At 71.2% G+C, this 20,986-nt stretch carries 16 protein-coding genes; 6 read left to right on the top strand and 10 right to left on the bottom strand.

Annotated features, from left to right (window positions below; genetic code table 11):
- Positions 1-143 precede the first annotated feature (143 nt).
- Complete coding sequence (locus B351_RS0109155) at positions 144-2,690, bottom strand: TonB-dependent siderophore receptor (RefSeq protein WP_232207911.1); 2,547 nt, start codon at positions 2,688-2,690, stop codon at positions 144-146.
- A gap of 522 nt (positions 2,691-3,212) precedes the next feature.
- On the opposite strand from B351_RS0109155, the gene B351_RS0109150 reads away from it, so the two are divergent.
- Both B351_RS0109150 and mutS read left to right on the top strand, forming a co-directional pair.
- Positions 3,213-4,655 carry a diguanylate cyclase gene (locus B351_RS0109150; protein WP_019398739.1) on the top strand — a complete coding sequence of 481 codons (1,443 nt, stop codon included), beginning with the start codon at positions 3,213-3,215 and terminating at the stop codon, positions 4,653-4,655.
- Positions 4,656-4,704: 49 nt separating this feature from the next.
- Entirely contained in the window at positions 4,705-7,302 is a 2,598-nt protein-coding gene (gene mutS, locus B351_RS0109145) for a DNA mismatch repair protein MutS (protein WP_019398738.1), read from the top strand.
- A gap of 168 nt (positions 7,303-7,470) precedes the next feature.
- On the opposite strand, the gene B351_RS0109140 is transcribed toward mutS, so the two are convergent.
- From B351_RS0109140 to B351_RS0109130, 3 genes are all read right to left on the bottom strand, one after another.
- Positions 7,471-7,875, bottom strand: coding sequence for a GFA family protein (locus B351_RS0109140; RefSeq protein WP_019398737.1), 405 nt, complete (start codon positions 7,873-7,875; stop codon positions 7,471-7,473).
- A 3-nt stretch (positions 7,876-7,878) separates the two neighbouring features.
- Complete coding sequence (locus B351_RS0109135; protein WP_019398736.1) at positions 7,879-8,520, bottom strand: glutathione S-transferase family protein; 642 nt, start codon at positions 8,518-8,520, stop codon at positions 7,879-7,881.
- A gap of 81 nt (positions 8,521-8,601) precedes the next feature.
- Complete coding sequence (locus tag B351_RS0109130; RefSeq protein WP_019398735.1) at positions 8,602-9,294, bottom strand: YafY family protein; 693 nt, start codon at positions 9,292-9,294, stop codon at positions 8,602-8,604.
- Between the two features lie 120 nt (positions 9,295-9,414).
- Here B351_RS0109130 and B351_RS0109125 point away from each other — a divergent pair, with 120 nt between their 5' ends.
- Positions 9,415-10,476 (top strand): cytochrome-c peroxidase, encoded by a 1,062-nt coding sequence (locus tag B351_RS0109125; RefSeq protein WP_019398734.1) that lies wholly within the window; start codon positions 9,415-9,417, stop codon positions 10,474-10,476.
- A 268-nt stretch (positions 10,477-10,744) separates the two neighbouring features.
- Positions 10,745-12,970 carry a catalase/peroxidase HPI gene (gene katG, locus B351_RS0109120; protein WP_019398733.1) on the top strand — a complete coding sequence of 742 codons (2,226 nt, stop codon included), beginning with the start codon at positions 10,745-10,747 and terminating at the stop codon, positions 12,968-12,970.
- A gap of 60 nt (positions 12,971-13,030) precedes the next feature.
- Here the strand turns inward: katG and B351_RS0109115 are convergent, their stop codons facing one another.
- From B351_RS0109115 to rpsP, 6 genes are all read right to left on the bottom strand, one after another.
- Positions 13,031-13,264 (bottom strand): hypothetical protein, encoded by a 234-nt coding sequence (locus tag B351_RS0109115; protein WP_019398732.1) that lies wholly within the window; start codon positions 13,262-13,264, stop codon positions 13,031-13,033.
- 93 nt (positions 13,265-13,357) lie between these two features.
- Positions 13,358-13,762 carry an RNA-binding S4 domain-containing protein gene (locus B351_RS0109110; protein ID WP_019398731.1) on the bottom strand — a complete coding sequence of 135 codons (405 nt, stop codon included), beginning with the start codon at positions 13,760-13,762 and terminating at the stop codon, positions 13,358-13,360.
- A 224-nt stretch (positions 13,763-13,986) separates the two neighbouring features.
- On the bottom strand, positions 13,987-14,382 hold the full coding sequence (rplS, locus tag B351_RS0109105; RefSeq protein WP_019398730.1) for a 50S ribosomal protein L19: 396 nt from the start codon (positions 14,380-14,382) through the stop codon (positions 13,987-13,989).
- Positions 14,383-14,579: 197 nt separating this feature from the next.
- The gene (gene trmD / locus B351_RS0109100; RefSeq protein WP_019398729.1) at positions 14,580-15,350 is read right to left on the bottom strand and encodes a tRNA (guanosine(37)-N1)-methyltransferase TrmD; all 771 of its coding nucleotides are present in this window, start codon (positions 15,348-15,350) and stop codon (positions 14,580-14,582) included.
- 127 nt (positions 15,351-15,477) lie between these two features.
- On the bottom strand, positions 15,478-16,011 hold the full coding sequence (rimM, locus tag B351_RS0109095; RefSeq protein ID WP_050992169.1) for a ribosome maturation factor RimM: 534 nt from the start codon (positions 16,009-16,011) through the stop codon (positions 15,478-15,480).
- Between the two features lie 37 nt (positions 16,012-16,048).
- Positions 16,049-16,315: a 30S ribosomal protein S16 gene (gene rpsP / locus B351_RS0109090; RefSeq protein WP_019398727.1), complete on the bottom strand. Its 267-nt coding sequence runs from the start codon at positions 16,313-16,315 to the stop codon at positions 16,049-16,051.
- Between the two features lie 357 nt (positions 16,316-16,672).
- On the opposite strand from rpsP, the gene B351_RS0109085 reads away from it, so the two are divergent.
- Together B351_RS0109085 and B351_RS0109080 are read left to right on the top strand one after the other, a co-directional pair.
- Positions 16,673-17,893 (top strand): efflux RND transporter periplasmic adaptor subunit, encoded by a 1,221-nt coding sequence (locus B351_RS0109085; RefSeq protein WP_019398726.1) that lies wholly within the window; start codon positions 16,673-16,675, stop codon positions 17,891-17,893.
- Complete coding sequence (locus B351_RS0109080) at positions 17,890-20,985, top strand: multidrug efflux RND transporter permease subunit (RefSeq protein WP_019398725.1); 3,096 nt, start codon at positions 17,890-17,892, stop codon at positions 20,983-20,985. Before B351_RS0109085 ends, B351_RS0109080 begins: the two co-directional genes overlap by 4 nt.
- Position 20,986: the final 1 nt, after the last annotated feature.

The raw sequence follows: 20,986 nt of genomic DNA, 5'->3' as shown, positions 1-20,986 counted from the left end.
GCCGGTCCGCGCCGTCTGCGGATGATGTTGGGGGGCCCTGGGCCGCACTATCGGCAAAGCCTCCGGCGGAGACTATTACAAGTCCGCGGGCGTTTGCCGCGGCGCAGGCCGGTGCCCCGGCACCGGGGCCCCGGCGCCGCCAGTCAGAACTTCCAGCCCACGCGTGCGTAGTAGAAGCCGCCGTTGAAGCCGTAGGGCGAATGCACCGGATAGGCCGCACCGGCCACCGATGCACCCCAGGGGTTGTCGGCCGGCGTCTCGTCGAACAGGTTCTGCGCGCCGATGTTGAAGTACAGGCCGGAGGGCAGCTCCCAGCCGACCTCCGCATCCACGATCAGCTTGCTGCCCTCGTGGATCGGAAGCCCGCCGTCCTCGGCCCGGATCACCCCGCTGTCCAGGTGGTCCTCGTACCAGGAGCCGTAATAGCCCAGGCGCAGGTTGGCATGGAACACCTCGCGCTGGTGGTTGATGCTGAAGTAACCCTTGGTCCTGGGCAGCGACTCCTCCAGCTTGTACACCCGCGCCTCGTCGATGAAGTCCGGGTCCCAGGCATCGACCTCGGTGCGGTTCCAGTTCAGCGCAAGTGAATAGGTGGTGCGCCCGCCGAAGTGCGCGGTCTCCACGCTGGCCACCAGGTCCACGCCGGTGGTGGTGGTGTCGAAGGCGTTGCCGAAGTAGGTCACCGAGGAGATCGACGCCGCTTCCGGGTTGCCGCCGGCCACCAGCGCGGCGCGCTCGGCGTCGCTGAGGTCGAAGCTGGTGCTCAGGGCGATGCGGTCGTCCACCTCGATGCGGTAGGCGTCCACGGTCACCAGCCAGTCACCGCTGTCCCAGACCAGGCCCAGCGACAGGTTGCGCGACTCCTCCGGGCCCAGCGGCCGCGCGCCCTTGAGCTCGGCGATCGGGTTGGTCGGCGGCAGGGTGGCGATGTCCTGCAGCGAGGTGCCGCCGAACACGGTGCTGATCTGGCTGATGTTGGCCTGGCCAGGGGTCGGCGCGCGGAAGCCGGTGCTCAGCGCACCGCGCAGGGCGAAGCTGTCGCTGGCGTCGTAGCGCGCGGTGAGCTTGCCATTGGTGGTGCCGCCGAAGTCCTCGAAGTCCTCGTGGCGCACCGCCGCCGCCAGCAGGAACCGCTCGGTGGACTGGACCTCCACGTCCACGTATACCGCCCAGTTGCTGCGGTCGAAGGTGCCGGCGGTGCGCGGGCTGAAGCCGTTGAAGCCGTTGGAGCCCAGGGCGAAGCCCTGTTCGGTGAGCGGGCCGATGCCGGTGGAGGCAGCGTCGCCCTCGCTGACCTTGAAGCTCTCCTCGCGCCATTCGGCGCCCAGCGCCAGGCGCAGCGGCCCCTGGCTGAAGCCCACGTCGAAATCGCGGCCGAGGTCGACGTTAATGCCCTTTTCGGTCTGGGTATTGCCGCCGGGGCGGAAGCGCAGGTTGGCCGGCTGGTCCGGGCCAAGCGAGGCGTTGACCGTGTTGTAGATCAGGAACTCGATGTCGTTGCGGCCGTAGCTGGCGCTGAGGTCCCAGTGCCAGGCGCCCCATGCACCCTTGGCCCCGGCCACCACCGAGTAGTCCTCCAGCTCGCCACCGAAGCGCGGGGTGAAGCCGCCCGGCAGCGTCTGCAGGAAGGTGAAGCAGTTGCCCGGCAGCGCCGCGACCTGGGCGCTGACCGTGCTGTACGGGAACAGGTTGCCGTCGGCATCGCGCAGGGGGATCACCGGGCAGCCGCCGGCGCCGGTGAGGTCGCCGACCAGCAGGGTCTGGCCGTCGTCGTTGGAGTACACGCCCGAGCGCGCGGTCGGGTCGCGGAAGTAGAAGCCGCCGTCCACCTCGCGGCTGGCGTAGTTGCCGAACAGGTAGAAGTCCACCGTGTCGCCGGAGATGCCGAGGTTGGCGACGAACCTGAGGTCGTCCTCGACCTTGGGCGAGCCCCAGACCTGCGCCGGCGCGGGCACGCCGGGGTAGCCGGCGGCGATCGCGGCGGCTGCATCGTCGCGCTGCACGCTGCGCGAGGTGTCGTCCGCCTCGCGCCACTCCAGGGTCAGGGTGGCGAAGCCGCGCGCGGTGAGCGGCAGGCCCACCTGCGCCGAATACTGGGTGGTGAAGCCGTCGCCCTCGTAATACTGGCCGGCGAAGGCCTCGAAGGCGCCGCCCTCGTTGGCCTTCTTCAGGCCGAAGTTGATCACCCCGGCGATCGCGTCGGAGCCGTATTGCGCGGCGGCACCGTCGCGCAGGACCTCCACCTGCTCCAGCGCCAGCGAGGGGAACACCGACAGGTCCGGACCCTGCGCGCCGTCGGACAGGCCGTGGCCGAGGAAGGTGATCACCGCCGAGCGGTGGAAGCGCTTGCCGTTGACCAGGACCAGGGTGTTGTCCGGTGGCAGGCCACGCAGGTTGGCCGGGCGCACCAGGCTGGCTGCGTCGTCGATCGGGATGGTGCTGACGTTGAACGAGGGCACCAGCACCCGCAGCTGGTCGAGGGCATCGGTGGCGGCCTGGTTGCGGAATTCGTCGCCGCCGAGGATGTCGATCGGCACCGCCGATGAGGACACCGAGCGTGGCTGGCTGCGGTTGCCCAGCACCGACACGGTATCCAGGTTGGTGGCACTGCCCTGCGGGGCCGCGGCCTCCGGCGAAGTCCCGGCCCCGTCGGGTGCCACGGCCTGCGCCAGTACCGGGGGACTCGCCACGGCCAGGGCCGTGGCCATGACAGCCTGGACGGCAATCGCCAACCGGACACTCGGGAACATCACGCGCCTGCTATGGAGCGGTTTCATGCTGCGCCTCCGGATTAACTGGTGGTTTTCGTTGGGCTCCCCATCCGGCACCGACATTCGGTTGGTGCACTGCAGCATTACATCCAAACAGGCGCGCGTTGGCAAACCGAAAAATCAATCACGGGTGATTTTCGATAATCCACGTATGCAAGCGGAATTAACCAGCAAGCGATTGATTACATGGCATTTCCTTATAGGCACCGAACAGGTGCGATTCATTCGCCAGCACCGTTTTGATTCGACCATCACCAAAATGGCGCCCATCATGCTTGCGAATGAATTACTCCAGTCGGCGTTTTATCCGGCACGGAATACCGCCCCGCCCCCTTGGCCACCTGCCCCGCCCCCGCACGGATCGCCGGCCGGCCTGCGCGCCGCGTCGTCACGCAGGCCCTCCGCGACGGGCGATAATTGGGCATGGATGGTTCCCCCGACATGTCGACTTCCCCTGCCCCACACGCCCCCGCACACCCGCCTCCCGACCCCCAGCTGATCGCCGACTGGACCTGCCGGCTGCAGAGCGCCGGCGACGAGGTCGCACGGCTGGTCGAGGACCTGGTGGCCGCCAACGCTCCCGCGCTTGCGGAGTGCTTCTACGGCGGCCTGCTCAAGGACCCGCGCGCCAACCGCTTCCTCGACCCGGACCAGGTCCAGGGCCGGCTCAAGCCCTCGCTGCAGCGCTGGCTGCGGCAGCTGGCCAGTGCCCGCGCCGGCGATGTCGAATCGCTGCACCGCCTGCACGAGCACGTCGGCCAGGTGCACGCCCGCATCGGCATCCCGGTCGACCTGGTCGGCCGCGGCACGCGCATTCTCAAGGAGCACATGCACCAGGTGATCGGCGCCGCCACCGCCGACGCCACGCTGGCGCTGCGCGCCAGCCTGCACCTGGACGGCCTGATGGACCTGGCGCTGGAGTCGATGACCCGCGCCTACGCCCGCTCGCGCGAGGCCGCCAGCGAGCTGGACGGCTCCTTCCGCCTGTTCTCGCTGATCCAGAACGTGGGCACCGAGCGCGAGCGCCAGCGCGCCCTGCTGCTGGCCTGGGAGAACGCCCTGCTCTACGCCCTCACCGCGGACCAGCCCGGCCCGGTGGAGAACCTGCTGGTCTCCCGCTCCGAGTTCGGCCTGTGGTTCCTGCACAAGGGCATGGCCAGCTTCGGCGAGACCAGCGAGACCCGCCAGGTCGGCGAGCTGGCCGAGCGCATCGACGCGGCCCTGCGCGAGCGCCTGCCGGGATCCGGCAGCGCCGCCGAACGCCGCGCCCTGCTGGACGAGATCCGCGGCTGGGCCGCGGAGATCCGCAACCTGGTCGGGGTGCTGTTCGAAGGCATCGGCGACCTGGAGTCCGGCCGCGACGCCCTCACCCGCCTGCTCAACCGCCGCTTCCTGCCGACCATCCTGCGCCGCGAGGTGGCGCTGCAGGCCAACACCGGCCGCCAGTTCGCGGTGCTGATGCTGGACCTGGACCACTTCAAGGCGATCAACGACCAGTACGGGCACGAGGCCGGCGACCGCGCCCTGCAGCACGTGGCCGCGATCCTGGTGGAGAACACCCGCGGCAGCGACTACCTGTTCCGCTACGGCGGCGAGGAGTTCGTGGTGGTGCTGGGCTCGGTCAGCCGTACCGAGGCGGTGGCCATCGCCCACGCGCTGCGGCGCGCGATCGCCGAATCGCCGGTGCTGCTGCAGGGCGGCGTGCGCCTGCCGCTGACCGCCAGCATCGGCGTGGCCCTGCAGGACGGGCACCCGGATTACGAGCGCGTGCTGGCCCGCGCCGACGCGGCCATGTACCAGGCCAAGCGCGGCGGCCGCGACCAGGTGGTGGTGGCCGACGGCGGCCTGCCAGACCCGCCGGGACAGCGCGCCTTGCGGGGCTGAGCGCGGCCGCGGCCGCTACAATCGGCAGCCCCGCAGAACCCGCAAGCCGATGGCCAAGACCGCAGACAAGTCCGCAGCGCCCGAACACACCCCGCTGATGAAGCAGTACTTCGCCGCCAAGGCGGAGTATCCGGACCTGCTGCTGTTCTTCCGGATGGGCGATTTCTACGAGCTGTTCTACGACGACGCGCGCAAGGCCGCGCGCCTGCTCGACATCACCCTGACCCAGCGTGGCAGCTCCGGCGGCGCGCCGATCCCGATGGCCGGCGTGCCGGTGCACGCCTACGAAGGCTACCTGGCGCGGCTGGTGGCATTGGGGGAGTCGGTGGCCATCTGCGAGCAGATCGGCGACCCGGCCACTTCCAAGGGCCTGGTCGAGCGCAAGGTGGTGCGCATCGTCACCCCCGGCACGGTCACCGACGAGGCGCTGCTGGACGAGCGCCGCGACACCCTGCTGATGGCGGTGGCGCACGGGCGCAGCGGCTACGGCCTGGCCTGGGCCGACCTGTCCGCCGGCCGCTTCCTGGTCAGCGAGGTGGAGAACGCCGACCAGCTGGAGGCCGAGCTCGCCCGCCTCGAACCGGCCGAACTGCTGGTGCCGGACGAGGAAGGCTGGCCGCGGCTGTCGGCCGGTGCCATCCGCCGCCGCCCGCCGTGGCTGTTCGACCCGGACAGCGGCCGCCGCCAGCTGCTGCGTTTCTTCGGCCTGCACGACCTCACCGGCTTCGGCATCGACGACAAGCCGCTGGCGATCGCCGCCGCCGGCGCGCTGCTGGGCTACGTCGAGGAAACCCAGAAGCAGCGCCTGCCGCACCTGACCTCGATCGCGCTGGAGACCTCCGGCGAGGCGATCGCGATGAACGCGGCCACCCGCCGCCACCTGGAGCTGGATTCGCGGGTCGACGGCCAGACCCGCCACACCCTGCTGGGCGTGCTGGATTCGACCATCACCCCCATGGGCGGACGCCTGCTGCGGCGCTGGCTGCACCGTCCGCTGCGCGACCGCGGCGTGCTCGGCGCCCGCCACCACGCAGTGGCCACCCTGGTCGAGCAGCGCGCCGACGCCGACCTGCGCGACGGCTTCCGCGGCCTGGGCGACGTCGAACGCATCCTCACCCGCGTGGCCCTGCGCTCGGCGCGGCCGCGCGACCTGTCCACCCTGCGCGACGCGCTGGGCCTGCTGCCCGGCATCCGCCAGGCGCTGGCGCCGCTGGATTCGCCGCGGCTTCAGGCGCTGGCGGCCGAGCTGGGGCAGCACGACGAGATCGCGCACCTGCTGGCCACGGCGATCGCCCCGCAGCCGCCGCTGAAGCTGGCCGACGGCGGGGTGATCGCCGAGGGCTACGATGCCGAGCTGGACGAGCTGCGACGGCTGTCCACCAACGCCGACCAGTTCCTGGTCGACCTGGAGGCGCGCGAGCGCGCGGCCACCGGCATCGCCACGCTGAAAGTCGGCTACAACCGGGTCCACGGCTATTACATCGAGATCAGCAAGGGCCAGTCCGACAAGGCCCCGGTGCACTACACCCGGCGCCAGACCCTGACCGGGGCCGAGCGCTACATCACCGAGGAGCTGAAGGCATTCGAGGACAAGGTGCTGTCGGCGCGCGAGCGCGCGCTGGCGCGCGAGAAGTTCCTGTACGACGCGCTGCTGGACGCGCTCAACGAGGTGCTGGAACCGCTCAAGCGCTGCGCCGCGGCGCTCAGCGAGCTGGACGTGCTGGCCTGCTTCGCCGAGCGCGCGCAGGCGCTGGACTGGTCGCAGCCGGAGCTGACCGACGCGCCCTGCCTGTGCATCGAGCGCGGCCGCCACCCGGTGGTGGAGGCGGTGCGCGAGGAACCGTTCGAACCCAACGACCTGGAGCTGTACGGCGACCGCGACGGCCAGGCGCGGCGGATGCTGGTGATCACCGGCCCGAACATGGGCGGCAAGAGCACCTACATGCGCCAGAACGCGCTGATCGTGCTGCTGGCGCACATCGGCAGCTTCGTGCCGGCCAGCCGCGCGGTGATCGGCCCGATCGACCGCATCCTCACCCGCATCGGCGCCGGCGACGACCTGGCGCGCGGCCAGTCCACCTTCATGGTGGAGATGGCCGAGACCGCCTACATCCTGCACCACGCCACCGAGCAGTCGCTGGTGCTGATGGACGAGATCGGCCGCGGCACCTCGACCTACGACGGCCTGGCCCTGGCCGACGCGGTGGCGCGCCACCTCGCTACCGTCAACCGCTGCTGGACCCTGTTCGCCACCCACTACTTCGAGCTGACTTCGCTGGCCACGCCGGAAAGCGGCATCGCCAACGTGCACCTGGACGCGGTGGAGCACGGCGATTCGCTGGTGTTCATGCACGCGGTGCGCGAAGGCGCGGCCGACCGCAGCTTCGGCCTGCAGGTGGCGGCGCTGGCCGGCCTGCCCAAGGCGACCCTGGCGCAGGCGCGGCGGCGCCTGGCCGAACTGGAGCAGCGCGGCCGCGAGACCCACGCCTCGGAAATGGCGCCGCAGGCACTGGACGCCCCGCAGCAGTTCGGCCTGTTCGCGCCGGCGCCCTCGGCCGCGCAGGAGGCACTGGCCGCGCTGGATCCGGACGAGCTGACCCCGAAGCAGGCGCTGGAGGCGCTGTACCGGCTGAAGTCGCTGCTGTAGGGCGGGGGCGCCTGCGCCTGCCGCCCGAAGGCCCGGGAGCACTTCGCCCACCGGGCCACGGCTTCACCGGCGTAGCCCGGACAAGGCCAAGGGCCGCATCCGCGGATCCGCCACGCCAGGGGACGACCGGCGACAAGGGTGGCGGCGCGTGCGCCTCGCCTGCCCGCGCTACAGCGCGCGGATGTCGGCCGGCGGGTTCATCCAGTTGTCGTGGCGGCCGTCGGCGTAGCGGATGCCGCCGCCGACCAGCTCGTCGATGCTGGCATCGTCCAGGGTGTTGACCCGCACCGCCAGGTAGTCGCCGCCGGCCTCGGCGATGTAGCCGTGCCCGTACACATGGGTTCCGCAGCGCGTGCAGAAGCGGTGGTGGATGTTGCCCTCGCCCCAGTCGCGGCCGTAGTCGCCCAGGGCCGACTCACCCTGCAGCAGCTCGAAATCCTTTGCCTGCGCGCCCCAGGAGCGGGTCTTGGTGCAGAAGGTGCAGTTGCAGCGGCCGGTGCCGGCCGCCAGGTCGATCACCGCCTGGTAGCGCACCGCGCCGCAGTGGCAGCTGCCGTGGTAGGCCTTCTCCATCGCTCAGGCCTCCTGCATCCCGGCCGGCACCGGGTGCTGCACCGCCAGCGCGTTGTCGCGCGCGTTGGCCGCCACCGCCGCCGGGCGCGCGGCGTGCAGCTGGGCGAAAGCGACGAACGCCGGCTTCTTCTCCAGCATGCCGACCATCATGTAGTAGCCGAGGAAGGCTGCCATCAGCAGGTCGGCGGTGGTGAAGCGGTCCCCGACCAGGTGCTGGCGCCCGGCCACCGCCTGCTCCAGAGTGCGCAGCAGGTCGGCCTCGGTGCCGTAGCCGGCCGACAGCGGCCTGGCCAGCGCGCCGGCTTCCTTGGCGGTGAGCAGCGACTCCACCGGCCCGGCGAGGAAGAACAGCCAGCGGTAGTAGCTGCCGCGCTCGGGCGCACCCGGCGGCGGCGCCAGCCCCTTCTCCGGGACCAGGTCGGCCAGGTAGGCGCAGATGGCGGCGTTCTCGGTCACCACCAGGTCGCCGTGGCGGATCGCCGGCACCTTGCCCATCGGGTTGACCGCCAGGTACTCGGGCGACTTCATCGTGGTGCCGAAGTCGAGCACGACCTCTTCGTACGGCAGGCCGGTCTCCTCCAGCATCCAGCGGGTGATGCGCGCCCGGGACAGGGGGTTGGTGTAGAAGGTCAGCGTCTTGCCCATGGTCGTCTCCGTCACTGGAAGGGAATCCAAGTCTGGGACGGGCCTGCTGACAGCTGCTGTCAGCAGCGTGCGAGGGCCTGCTCAGCCCTCGCTGCGGCGCAGGCGCAGCTGTTCCCAGCGGCGCAGCAGCTGGTGGCGGGTCTGGGGATAGCGGCGGCCGGTGTCCTCCAGGTCCAGCACGCGGTCGGCGCGGAAATGGCGGAAGTCGCCGCGTTGCTCGCACCAGGCGGCGATCAGGCGCATGTCGTCGAGGAAGGCCATGGCGAAGGGCCAAACGACGCGCTCGCTCTCGCGCCCCTCGGCGTCGCGGTAGCGCAGGCGCACGGCATGGCCGTCGCGGATCGCGCGGCGCAGCGCCGGCACCCATGGCTCGGGTGCGCGCTGTTGCCAGTACGGTGCGAACAGGCCGCTGGTCTCGATCTCCAGGCGCCGCTCGCCGGGCAGCACGCCGGCGATGCGCGACAGCGCGCGGTTGGCGGCGGCCGCCAGCTCAGGGTCGCAATGCGAGGCCACCCAGCGCGCGCCCAGCACCAGCGCCTCCAGCTCCTCGGCCGGGAACATCAGCGGCGGCATCACGAACCCGGGGCGCAGGCGGTAACCGACGCCGGCATCGCCGTCGATCTGCGCGCCCTGCGAGCGCAGCGCCTCGATGTCGCGGTACACGGTGCGCAGGCTCACGCCCAGGCATTCGGCCAGTTGCGCGCCGCGCACCGCACCACGGCGCTGGCGCAGTTCCTCGAGCATCCGTAGCAGACGGGTGGCGCGCTGGGTCATCCCTACGGCAGGCCTGGCGACGGGATGCCAAGCATAGCCGCGGCGGCGCGGTTGATCGCAGTCAATGCCACGGTCGCGGGCGCATCCGATAACTGCGCCACAGCCCCACCGGAGAAGTCCATGCGCCACCGCAGCACCGTCCTTGCCGCCGCCCTCGCCCTGGCCTGCACCGGCCTGCAGGCCCAGTCGACGCAAGCCGCCGACCAGCCGGACGCGGCCGCGCTGCGCGAGACCGCCAACGCCCTGTTCGGCCCGGTCCCGCACAGGATCGAACAGGTGCGCGGCCAGCAGGTCACCGCCGCCCAGGTGGAACTGGGCAAGTCGCTGTGGTTCGAGCCGCGCCTGTCGCGCAGCCACGTGATCAGCTGCAACACCTGCCACAACGTCGCCACCGGCGGCGCCGACAACGTGCCCACCTCGATCGGCCACGGCTGGCAGAAGGGCCCGCGCAACTCGCCCACCGTGCTCAACGCGGTGCTCAACATCGCCCAGTTCTGGGACGGCCGCGCCGAGGACCTGAAGGAGCAGGCCAAGGGCCCGGTCCAGGCCAGTGTGGAGATGAACAACACGCCCGAGCGCGTGGAAGCCACCCTGCGCAGCATCCCGGCCTACGTGGAAGCGTTCCGCAAGGCCTTCCCGGGCGAGCGCGAGCCGGTGACCTTCGAGAACATGGCACGCGCGCTGGAAGCCTTCGAGACCACCCTGGTGACGCCGGACTCGCGCTTCGACCAGTTCCTCGCCGGCAAGGACAGCCTCGACGCCACCGAGCTGCGCGGCCTGTCGCTGTTCATCGACAAGGGCTGCGCGTCCTGCCATTCCGGTCCCAACGTGGGTGGCCAGGCCTACTTCCCGTTCGGCGTGGTCGCGCGCCCCGGCGCCGACGTGCTGCCGGCCGGCGACAAGGGCCGCTTCGCCGTGACCCAGACCGCCAGCGACGAGTACGTGTTCCGCGCCGCACCGCTGCGCAACGTGGAACTGACCGCGCCCTACTTCCACAGCGGCCAGGTCTGGGACCTGCACCAGGCGGTGGCGATCATGGGCAGCAGCCAGCTGGGCCACGAACTGGACGCGGCCGAGGTCGAGGCCATCGCCCGCTTCCTGAAGACCCTCACCGGGCGCCAGCCGCAGGTGACCACGCCGCTGCTGCCGCCGAGCACTTCCACCACGCCGCGTCCGGAGTGATGCTTGGCGGGCCGGGCGGCCACGCGCCGCCCCGTTCTTCCGGTCCGGCGCCCTGCGGGGCGCCGCCTGTTCCATAGGCAGGTGCTATCGGGAAATTCGCAACTAACAATTTCTCTTGATAGCCCCTGCCAACTAGCCTGTGGCCGTTCGATTCACACCGGCTACGGGCTTGCAGCAGCAGTCCCTTCGCCACAGGCGGCGCGCGGCCCGCGCCGCATCGCATCCACCGCCCGCTCCCCCGTGGGCACGAAGCAGAGGGGCAATCCCAATGACGACCGAGAAGAAGTGTCCGTTCCACGCCGGCGTCGCCGGCACAGGCACCACCAACCGCGACTGGTGGCCGAACCAGCTGCGCCTGGACCTGCTGACCCAGCACTCGGAGCGCTCCAATCCGCTGGGCAAGGACTTCAACTACCGCGAGGAGTTCAGCAAGCTCGACTACGCGGCGCTGAAGAAGGACCTGCTGGACCTGATGACCAGTTCGCAGGACTGGTGGCCGGCCGACTTCGGCAGCTACGTGGGCCTGATGATCCGCATGGCCTGGCACAGCGCCGGCACCTACCGCGTCGGCGACGGCCGCGGCGGCGGTGGCCGCGGCCAGCAGCGCTTCGCCCCGCTCAACTCCTGGCCGGACAACGTCAGCCTCGACAAGGCCCGCCGCCTGCTGTGGCCGGTCAAGAAGAAATACGGACAGAAGATCTCCTGGGCCGACCTGATGATCCTGGCCGGCAACGTCGCCCTCGAGCACGCCGGCTTCCGCACCTTCGGCTTCGGCGCCGGCCGCGAGGACACCTGGGAACCGGACCTGGACGTGTACTGGGGTCGCGAGAAGACCTGGCTGGGCGGCGACGAGCGCTACGCCCGCGGCTCGGAAGGCGTGCCCAAGCCCGAGGGCGACAGCGTGCTGGTGTCCGAGGACGACGCCGACGGCAAGATCCACAGCCGCAACCTCGAGAACCCGCTGGCCGCGGTGCAGATGGGCCTGATCTACGTGAACCCGGAAGGCCCGGACGGCAACCCCGATCCGCTGCTGGCCGCGCACGACATCCGCGTGACCTTCGGCCGCATGGGCATGGACGACGAGGAAACCGTGGCCCTGATCGCCGGTGGCCACACCCTGGGCAAGACCCACGGCGCCGGCCCGGCCGACAATGTCGGCCCGGATCCGGAAGCGGCCGACCTGGAGATGCAGGGCCTGGGCTGGGCCAACAGGTTCGGCACCGGCAAGGGCGCCGACACCATCACCTCCGGCCTGGAGGTGACCTGGACCAGCACCCCGGCGCAGTGGAACAACGACTTCTTCAAGTTCCTGTTCGACTTCGAGTGGGAGCTCACCAGGTCGCCGGCCGGTGCGCACCAGTGGGTGGCCAAGGACGTCGAGCCCTTCATCCCCGGCCCCACCCCGGACTCGCCCAGGCGCAAGCCGACCATGCTCACCACCGACCTGGCGCTGCGCTTCGACCCGGTCTACGGCCCCATCTCCCGCCGCTTCCGCGATGACCCGCAGGCCTTCGCCAATGCCTTCGCCCGCGCCTGGTTCAAGCTGACCCACCGCGACATGGGCCCCAAGGCCCGCTACCTGGGCCCGGAAGTGCCGGCCGAGGACCTGATCTGGCAGGACCCGCTGCCCAGGCCGGTGCACGCCCCCGAGGCGGCCGACATCGCCGATGCCAAGGCGAAGATCGAGGCGCTGGGCCTGCCGGCCGGCGACCTGGTCACCCTGGCCTGGGCTTCGGCCTCCACCTTCCGCGGCGGCGACAAGCGCGGCGGCGCCAACGGTGCGCGCATCCGCCTGGAGCCGCAGCGCGGCTGGCTGGTCAACCAGCGCGCGATCAAGGCGCTGGAGAAGCTGGAGGAGCTGCAGCCGCAGGTGCGGCTGTCGCTGGCCGACCTGATCGTGCTGGCCGGCGGCGTGGCGATCGAGCAGGCGGCCAAGGCGGCCGGCGTCTACGTCGAGGTGCCGTTCGCGCCCGGCCGCGTGGATGCCTCGCAGGAGCAGACCGACGTCGAGGCTTTCCGCCACATGGAGCCGTTCGCCGATGGCTTCCGCAACTACCTCAAGGCCCCGTCCGAAGTGCCGGCCGAGCACCTGCTGGTGGACAAGGCCCAGCTGCTCACCCTGACCCCGCCGGAGATGACCGCGCTGGTCGGTGGCCTGCGGGCACTGGACGCCAGCGGGGACGGCAGCCGCCATGGCGTGTTCACCGAGCGCCCGGGCGTGCTCAGCACCGACTACTTCACCAACCTGCTGGACATGGCCTACGAGTGGACGCCGGTGGACGCGGAGCGCCAGCTGTACGAAGTGCGCGAGCGCAACGGCGGCGCGGTGAAGTGGACCGCGACCCGGGTCGACCTGGTGTTCGGCTCCAACTCGGTGCTGCGCGCCCTGTCGGAGGTGTACGCGTCCGACGACGGCGCGGAGAAGTTCGCCCGCGACTTCGTCGCCGCCTGGACCAAGGTGATGAACCTGGACCGCTTCGACCTGCGCGCCTGAGCCCGCACGCGGCACGCAGCATGCCCCGCCCGGGTTCCGGGCGGGGCTTTTCGTTGGTGCTTATTGGTCGCGCGCGCGCAGGTCGAGCTTGATCCGGCTGTCGCGCTCGCTGGACCAGATCACCGCTTCCTCCGCCGGCTTGCAGCGGCGGTCGCGGCTGGTACCCGGCTGGCCCGGCAGCGCCGGCCCCTTGTCGCCGCCCACCAGGCAATCGGCGGCCATCGGGGCGAGTGGATCGTCCTGGACACTGGCGCAACCGGCCAGGCCCAGCGACAGCACGGCAAGGGCGGACATCCTGCGAAGCATTCGGCAACTCCGGTCGGCGGGAACACGCCCGTTCTACACCGGCACGGGTGCCCGCGCGACAGGCCGGAAGTCAGGGGTGGATCAGAACGCGTCGATGTCGCCCAGGGCCTGGATCAGGCGGCGGGCGCGCTTGTCCGGCTTGTGCTCCGGCGGGCGGTAGCCATCGCGCATGGCGGCGCGCTGCAGCCGCTGCTCCTCGCGCCGCTTCGCCGATTCGGCGCTCTCGGCGTACAACGCCTGCGCCACCGGGGCCGGGCCGCGGGTGTCGCTCAGGCCCAGTACCTGGACCTCGAAGGTTTCCTCGCCGCGGGTCACGCGCAGGGCATCGCCGACCCGGATCGCACGCGAAGGCTTGGCGCGCTGTCCGCCGACCTCGACCTTGCCGGTGTCCACCGCCTGGCGGGCCAGGCTGCGGGTGCGGAAGAAGCGCGCCGCCCACAGCCAGACGTCCAGGCGCACGTGCGCGCCGGCTTCCGTCTCAGCCATGGGAGGCACCAGCGGCGCCCGCGTGGGGCGGGATCATGCAGGCCAGGTTGCAGGTACGGGTGTTCGGCATCGATTGCGTGTACGGCCGGTGCGGATGGCGGCTGCCGGCAGGCCGCGGTACGTCCGCAGTGTGCGCCCGTCGGCGCGGGGACGCCAGCGCGCGGAGGCCACCACGCAAACGGCCGCCCTGGGGCGGCCGTCGCGGACAGCGAAGACGCGGCGGATCAGCCGGCGTTCTTCTCGGCCTTGGCCTTGGCCACGGCAGCCAGGTCTTCCTTGATGCGGGCCGCCTTGCCTTCCAGGCCACGCAGGTAGTACAGCTTGCCGGCGCGGACCTTGCCGCGGCGCTTGACCTCGACCGACTCGATCATCGGGCTGAAGGTCTGGAACACGCGCTCGACGCCGTAGCCGTGCGAGATCTTGCGCACGGTGAAGGACGAGTTCAGGCCGGCGTTCTTGGTGGCGATGACCACGCCTTCGTAGGCCTGCACGCGCTCGCGGTTGCCTTCCTTGACCTTGACGTTCACCACGACGGTGTCGCCCTGGCTGAACTTCGGCAGTTCGCGGTTGATCTGGGCGGACTCGAACTCCGCGATGATGGACTTGTTCAGCTTGCTCATGGTGACCGACTCTTTGTTCGGGTGGGCGTGTCTGGATGACAACTCGGGCTAACGCAGTCGCCGGATTGCGCTGCGCGTTTGTTGTTGTGGATGCCTGCTCCGGCGCCCTTCGGGGCCTGCCTCTTGCAGGAATCGGGCATTGTAGCCGGTCCGCAAGGTCCGTGGCTAGTCACCCCATGGACCGGAACCGGGCAGGGTCAGGCCGGCGGTGCCTCCTGCCCCGCCGGGTCCTGTTCCAGCGCGCGCAGGCCCTCCTCCAGCAGCTTGCGGTCGACCTTGGACAGTTCCCGCCCCTGCAGCAGGTCCGGGCGCCGCAGCCAGGTCCGCACCAGGGCCTGCTGCCGGCGCCAGCGCGCGATCGCAGCATGGTTGCCCGATCGCAGCACCTCCGGGACGGTGCCGTACGCGTGCTCGACCGGGTGGCTGTAGTGCGGGCAGTCCAGCAACCCGTCCTCGAAGCTGTCCTGGGCAGCCGAGCCGGCGTCGTTGAGCGCGCCGTCCTGCAGCCGGGCCACCGCGTCGACCACCACCGCCGCGGCCAGCTCGCCACCGGACAGCACGTAGTCGCCAATCGACAGCTCCTCGTCCACCTCGGCCTGGACCAGGCGCTCGTCGATGCCCTCGTAGCGGCCGCACAGCAGCACCAGGCGCTGCATCGCCGCCAGCTCGCGCACCCGCTTCTGCTCCAGGCGCCGGCCCTGCGGGCTCAGGTAGACCACGTGCACCGGGGTCGGGTCGGCCTGCCGCACCGCCGCCAGGCAGCGCCGCAGCGGCTCCACCAGCATGACCATGCCCGGCCCGCCGCCGAAGGTGCGGTCGTCGGTCTTGCGGTAGTTGCCGTCGGCGTACTCGCGCGGGTTCCAGCCGTGCAACTGCAGCAGCCCGCGCTCGCGCGCGCGCCCGGTCACGCCGAACGCCGTGCAGCGGTCGACCTCTTCGGGGAACAGGCTGACGACGTCAATGCGCATGGAGCGGTGATTGGTGATTCGGGATTCGTGATTCGGAAAAGCGGGAGGCGCTGGCAACCCAGTTCGGCTGGCAATCCGAGCTTATCGCTCTTTCAAATCACCAATTACCAATCACGAATCACGGCCCCTAGAAATCGGGATCCCAGTCGACCGTGATGGTGGCGGTGTCGAAATCCACCGAGGTGACGTAGTCGGGCCGGACGAAGGGGATCATGCGCTCGCGTTCGCCGCGCACCACCAGCACGTCGTTGGCGCCGGTGGACAGCAGGTGCGAAACCTCGCCCAGGGCCACGCCGTCGACGGTGACCACCTTCAGCCCTTCCAGGTCGACCCAGTAGTACTCGCCGGGTGCCGGCGGCGGCAGCGCCTCGCGCGGGACCAGGATCTCGGTGCCGCGCAGGGCCTCGGCGGCATCGCGGTCGTCGCAGCCGGGCAGGGTCGCCACTACGTGCTTGCCGGTGTCGCGCCCCCTGGCCCCGCGCAGCTCGCGCTCGGCGCCGTTGGCCGAACGCAGGATCCAGGGCTGGTAGCGGAAGATCTGCGCGCGCGGCTCGGTCCAGGACTCGAGCCTGACGTCGCCGCGCACGCCGAAGGCGCCCGTCACCCGGCCCAGCAGAATCAGCTTCCGCGGTGCTGGAGTGGGACGCCCTGCGTCGTTCATGTCAGGTACCGGCCGCCGCCAGGGGCGGCCGTCGCCATCAGGCGGCCTGGGCCTGGCCCTGGGCCTTGACCACTTCCTTGTACAGGCTGCGGACCTTGTCCGTCAGCTGCGCGCCGTTGCCCACCCAGTAGTCGACGCGGGCGATGTCCAGCACAACGCGCTGCTCGTTGCCCTGGGCAACGGGGTTGTAGTAGCCGACGCGCTCGATGTTGCGGCCGTCGCGGGCGCTGCGCGAGTCGGTGACGACGATGTGGTAGAACGGGCGCTTCTTGGCGCCGCCGCGGGTGAGACGGATCTTGACCATGTGTTTTTCGTGTTGCCCAGTCGCCAGGATGACGAGGTAAGCCGGCGATTCTAGCCGAACACCGCCGCCAGGGAAACCACCCCACCCCGCCCGGCCGCCTTGCCGGCCACCCCGCCCGGCCGCGACCCGCACCGCTGCGGGCTCCTGCCCCCGCTTCACGGGCGCGCGATCCCTGGTGAATTACGCGCAGCATGACCAAAGTCATGCAACCGCGGCAAACCGCTCCCGTACCATCACCGGGCAGGCGTCGCGCCGGGCGCACAGCCCGGCCAGGGAAAGCGGCGCCGCGACCCCAGGCCTTGCCCCGTACACCTCCCCCACGGCGGGCCCTGCGCCCGCCGCCCTGATGGACTACCGATGAAAAAGCTGCCCCGCCTCCTCAAAGCGCTCCTGGTCCTCGGCCTGGTGCTGGCCCTGGTCCTGCTGTGGCGGGGCTGCTCCGGGAAGGAGGACGCGCCTCCGGGCGGCGGTCGCGGCGGCTGGGGCGAGCGCCCGCCGACCCCGGTGCGCGTGGCCACCGCCGAGCGCGGCCCGCTGGACCTGGAGATCAAGGCGCTGGGCACCGTCACCCCGCTGCGCACGGTGACCGTGCGCCCGCGGGTCGAGGGCGAGCTGCTGCGCATCGCCTTCGACGAGGGCCAGCAGGTCCGCGCCGGCCAGCTGCTGGCCGAGATCGACCCGGCCCCGTTCCAGGTGCGCCTGGCCCAGGCCGAGGGCGCGCAGAAGCAGAACCTGGCCGAGCTGGAGAACACCCGCATCCAGTTGCAGCGCTTCCGCGACCTGGCCGGCGCCAACTACGTCTCCGCCCAGGAAGTGGCCGACCTGCAGGCGCGCGTGCGCCAGTTCGAGGGCCGCCGCGAGAGCGACCAGGCCGCGGTGGACGAGGCCCGCCTGCAGCTGCAGTACACCCGCATCACCGCGCCGATCGACGGCCGCATCGGCCTGCGCACGGTGGACGTGGGCAACCTGGTGCGCGCCGGCGACGAGGGCGGGATCGCCACCATCACCCAGACCCGTCCGATCAGCGTGGTGTTCGCCCTGCCCGAAGGCGTGCTGCCCTCGGTGCAGGCGGCGGTGCGCGGGGGCCAGGCGCTGGCGGTGCAGGCCTGGGACCGCGACGAGCGCCAGCCGCTGGCCAGCGGCACCCTGTCCAGCCTGGACAACCGCATCGACGTGCAGACCGGCACCCTGCGCCTGCGCGCCCTGTTCGAGAACGCGGACGAGTCGCTGTTCCCCAACCAGTCGGTCAACGTGCGCCTGCGCCTGGGCAGCGCGGACGTGGTCTCGATCCCCGATGCGGCGGTGCAGTTCGGCAACCGCGGCACCTACGTGTACGTGGTGGGCGAGGACGACACCGCCAGCGTGCGCGAGGTGAAGCTGGGCGCCAGCCACGAGGGCCGGGTGGCCGTGCTCGAGGGCCTGGCGGACGGCGAGCGCGTGGTGCTCGAGGGCCTGGACCGCCTGCGCGAGGGCGGCAAGGTGCAGGTGGTCGACGCCGACGGCGTGCCTGTCGCGGCCGACGCCGGCAGGCCCATCGACGCCGCGGCTGGTGGCAGCAAGGCGGCCGCCGCGCGATGAACCTGTCCCGCCCGTTCATCCTGCGCCCGGTGGCGACCTCGCTGCTGATGCTGGCGCTGCTGCTGTCGGGCCTGTTCGCCTACCGCCTGCTGCCGGTCTCGGCGCTGCCCCAGGTCGACTACCCGATCATCCAGGTGCTCACCCTGTACCCGGGCGCCAGCCCGGCGGTGACCACCAGCGCGGTGACCGCGCCGCTGGAACGGCGCCTGGGCCAGATCCCGGGGCTGAACCAGATGACCTCCACCAGCTCCGGCGGGGCCTCGGTGATCACCCTGCAGTTCTCGCTGGAGGTGGACCTGGGGGTGGCCGAGCAGGAGGTGCAGGCCGCGATCAATGCCGCCTCCAACTTCCTGCCCGACGACCTGCCGATGCCGCCGGTGTACCGCAAGGTCAACCCGGCCGACACCCCGATCCTGACCCTGGCGGTGACCTCGCCTTCGATGGCCCTGCCCGAGGTCTACGACCTGGTCGACACGCGCATGGCCCAGCGCCTGTCGCAGCTGCCGGGCGTGGGCCTGGTGAGCCTGGCCGGCGGGCAGCGCCCTGCCGTGCGCATCCAGGTCAACCCGCAGGCGCTGGCCGCCGCGGGCCTGGGCATGGGCGACATCCGCCGCGCGATCGGCGCGGCCAACGTGAACATGCCCAAGGGCAGCTTCGACGGCCCCACCCGCGCCACCATGCTCGACGCCAACGACCAGATGCGTTCGGCCGAGGAGTACCGGCAGCTGGTGCTGGCCTGGAACGACGGCGCGCCGCTGCGCCTGGGCGACGTCGCCACCGTGGAGAAGGGGCCGGAGAACAGCCAGCTCGCCGCCTGGTCGGGCAAGGCCCCGGCGATCCTGGTCAACATCCAGCGCCAGCCCGGCGCCAACGTGATCGAGGTGGTGGACCGGATCCACGCCCTGCTGCCGCAGCTGCGCGCCTCGATGCCGGCGGCGGTGGACGTGGCCGTGCTCAGCGACCGCACCGAGTCGATCCGCGCCTCGATCAAGGGCGTGCAGCACGAGCTGCTGCTGGCGATCGGCCTGGTGGTGCTGGTGACCTTCGTGTTCCTTCGCACGGTGCCGGCCACGATCATTCCCTCGATCGCGGTGCCGCTGTCGCTGGTGGCCACCTTCGGGGTGATGCTGCTGGCGGGGTTCTCGCTCAACAACCTGACCCTGATGGCGCTGACCATCGCCACCGGCTTCGTGGTCGACGACGCGATCGTGATGCTGGAGAACATCGCCCGGCGCATGGAGGACGGCGAAGGCCCGATGGAGGCCGCGCTCAACGGCGCGCGCCAGATCGGCTTCACCCTGGTCTCGCTGACGGTGTCGCTGGTCGCCGTGCTGATCCCGCTGCTGTTCATGGGCGACGTGGTCGGCAAGCTGTTCCACGAGTTCGCGATCACCCTGGCGGTGGCCATCGGCATCTCGCTGGTGGTCTCGCTGACCCTGACTCCGATGCTGTGCGCGCGCTTCCTCAAGGCCGGGCACGGCCATGGCGAGGCCGGCGCCGACGGCGCCCAGGGCGACATGTTCGACCGCGTGGTGGCGCTGTACGACCGCGGCCTGCACTGGGTGCTGGCGCGGCAGCCGCTGATGCTGGGCGCCACCGCGGCCACCCTGGCCCTGACCGTCGCGCTGTACATCGCCGTGCCCAAGGGCTTCTTCCCGGTGCAGGACGCCGGCCTGATCCAGGGCATCAGCGAGGCGCCGCAGTCGGTCTCGTTCGAGGCCATGGCGCGCCGCCAGCAGGCGCTGGCCGACGCCATCCTCGCCGATCCGGACGTGGCCACCCTGTCCTCCTTCATCGGCGTGGACGGCAGCAACGCCACGCTCAACAGCGGCCGCTTCCTGATCGAACTCAAGCCGCACGCCGAGCGCAGCGCCGGCGCGCTGGAGATCATCGAGCGGATCAAGCGCCGCGCCGCCGCGGTGCCGGGCATCGACCTGTACCTGCAGCCGGTGCAGGAGCTGAGCATCGAGGACCGGGTCAGCCGCACCCAGTACCAGTTCGCCCTGACCACCCCGGACCTGGACGAGCTGTCGCGCTGGACCGGGGCGATGCTGCAGGCGCTGCGCAAGCACCCGGCCCTGGCCGACGTGGCCAGCGACCTGCAGGACCAGGGCCTGCAGGCCTGGCTGGACATCGACCGCGACGCGGCCGCGCGCCTGGGCGTGTCGGTCTCGGCGATCGCCGACGCGCTGTACGACGCCTTCGGCCAGCGCCAGGTCTCGACCATCTTCACCCACGCCAACCAGTACCGGGTGGTGCTGGAGGCCGATCCGCGCTTCCAGCTGGGACCGGAGGCGATCGGCCGCATCCACGTGGCCACCGCCGACGGCCGGCAGACGCCGCTGTCGGGCCTGGCGCGCGTGGAGACCCGCCCGACCCCGCTGCAGGTCAGCCACCTGGGCCAGTTCCCGGCGGTGACCTTCTCCTTCAACCTGGCGCCGGGCGCCTCGCTGGGCGAGGCGGTGGCGGCGATCGAGCAGGCGCGTGCCGACATCGGCATGCCGGCCAGCGTCGAGCTGCGCCTGCAGGGCGCGGCGCAGGCGTTCCGCAACTCGCTCTCCAGCACCCTGTGGCTGATCCTGGCCGCGGTGCTGGTGATGTACATCGTGCTGGGCGTGCTCTACGAGAGCTTCATCCACCCGGTGACCATCCTCTCCACCCTGCCCTCGGCCACGGTGGGCGCGCTGGCGGCGCTGCTGCTGTCCGGGCGCAGCCTGGACCTGATCGCGGTGATCGGCATCATCCTGCTGATCGGCCTGGTGAAGAAGAACGCGATCATGATGATCGACTTCGCCCTGGAGGCCGAGCGCGAGCAGGGACTGGCGCCGCGCGAGGCGATCCACCGCGCCGCCCTGCTGCGCTTCCGCCCGATCCTGATGACCACCCTGGCGGCACTGTTCGCGGCCATCCCGATGGTGTTCGCCTCCGGCTCCGGCGCCGAGCTGCGCCAGCCGCTGGGCCTGGTGATGGTCGGCGGCCTGCTGGTGAGCCAGGTGCTGACCCTGTTCACCACCCCGGTGGTGTACCTGTTCTTCGACCGCCTCTCGCGCCGCCGCGAGGCGGCGGCCGAAGGCGCCGGCGCGGCGGCCTGAC

It is taken from the genome of Pseudoxanthomonas sp. GW2 (assembly GCF_000283075.1).
Lineage (GTDB): Bacteria > Pseudomonadota > Gammaproteobacteria > Xanthomonadales > Xanthomonadaceae > Pseudoxanthomonas.
This window is presented reverse-complemented; position numbering and strand designations above follow the sequence as displayed.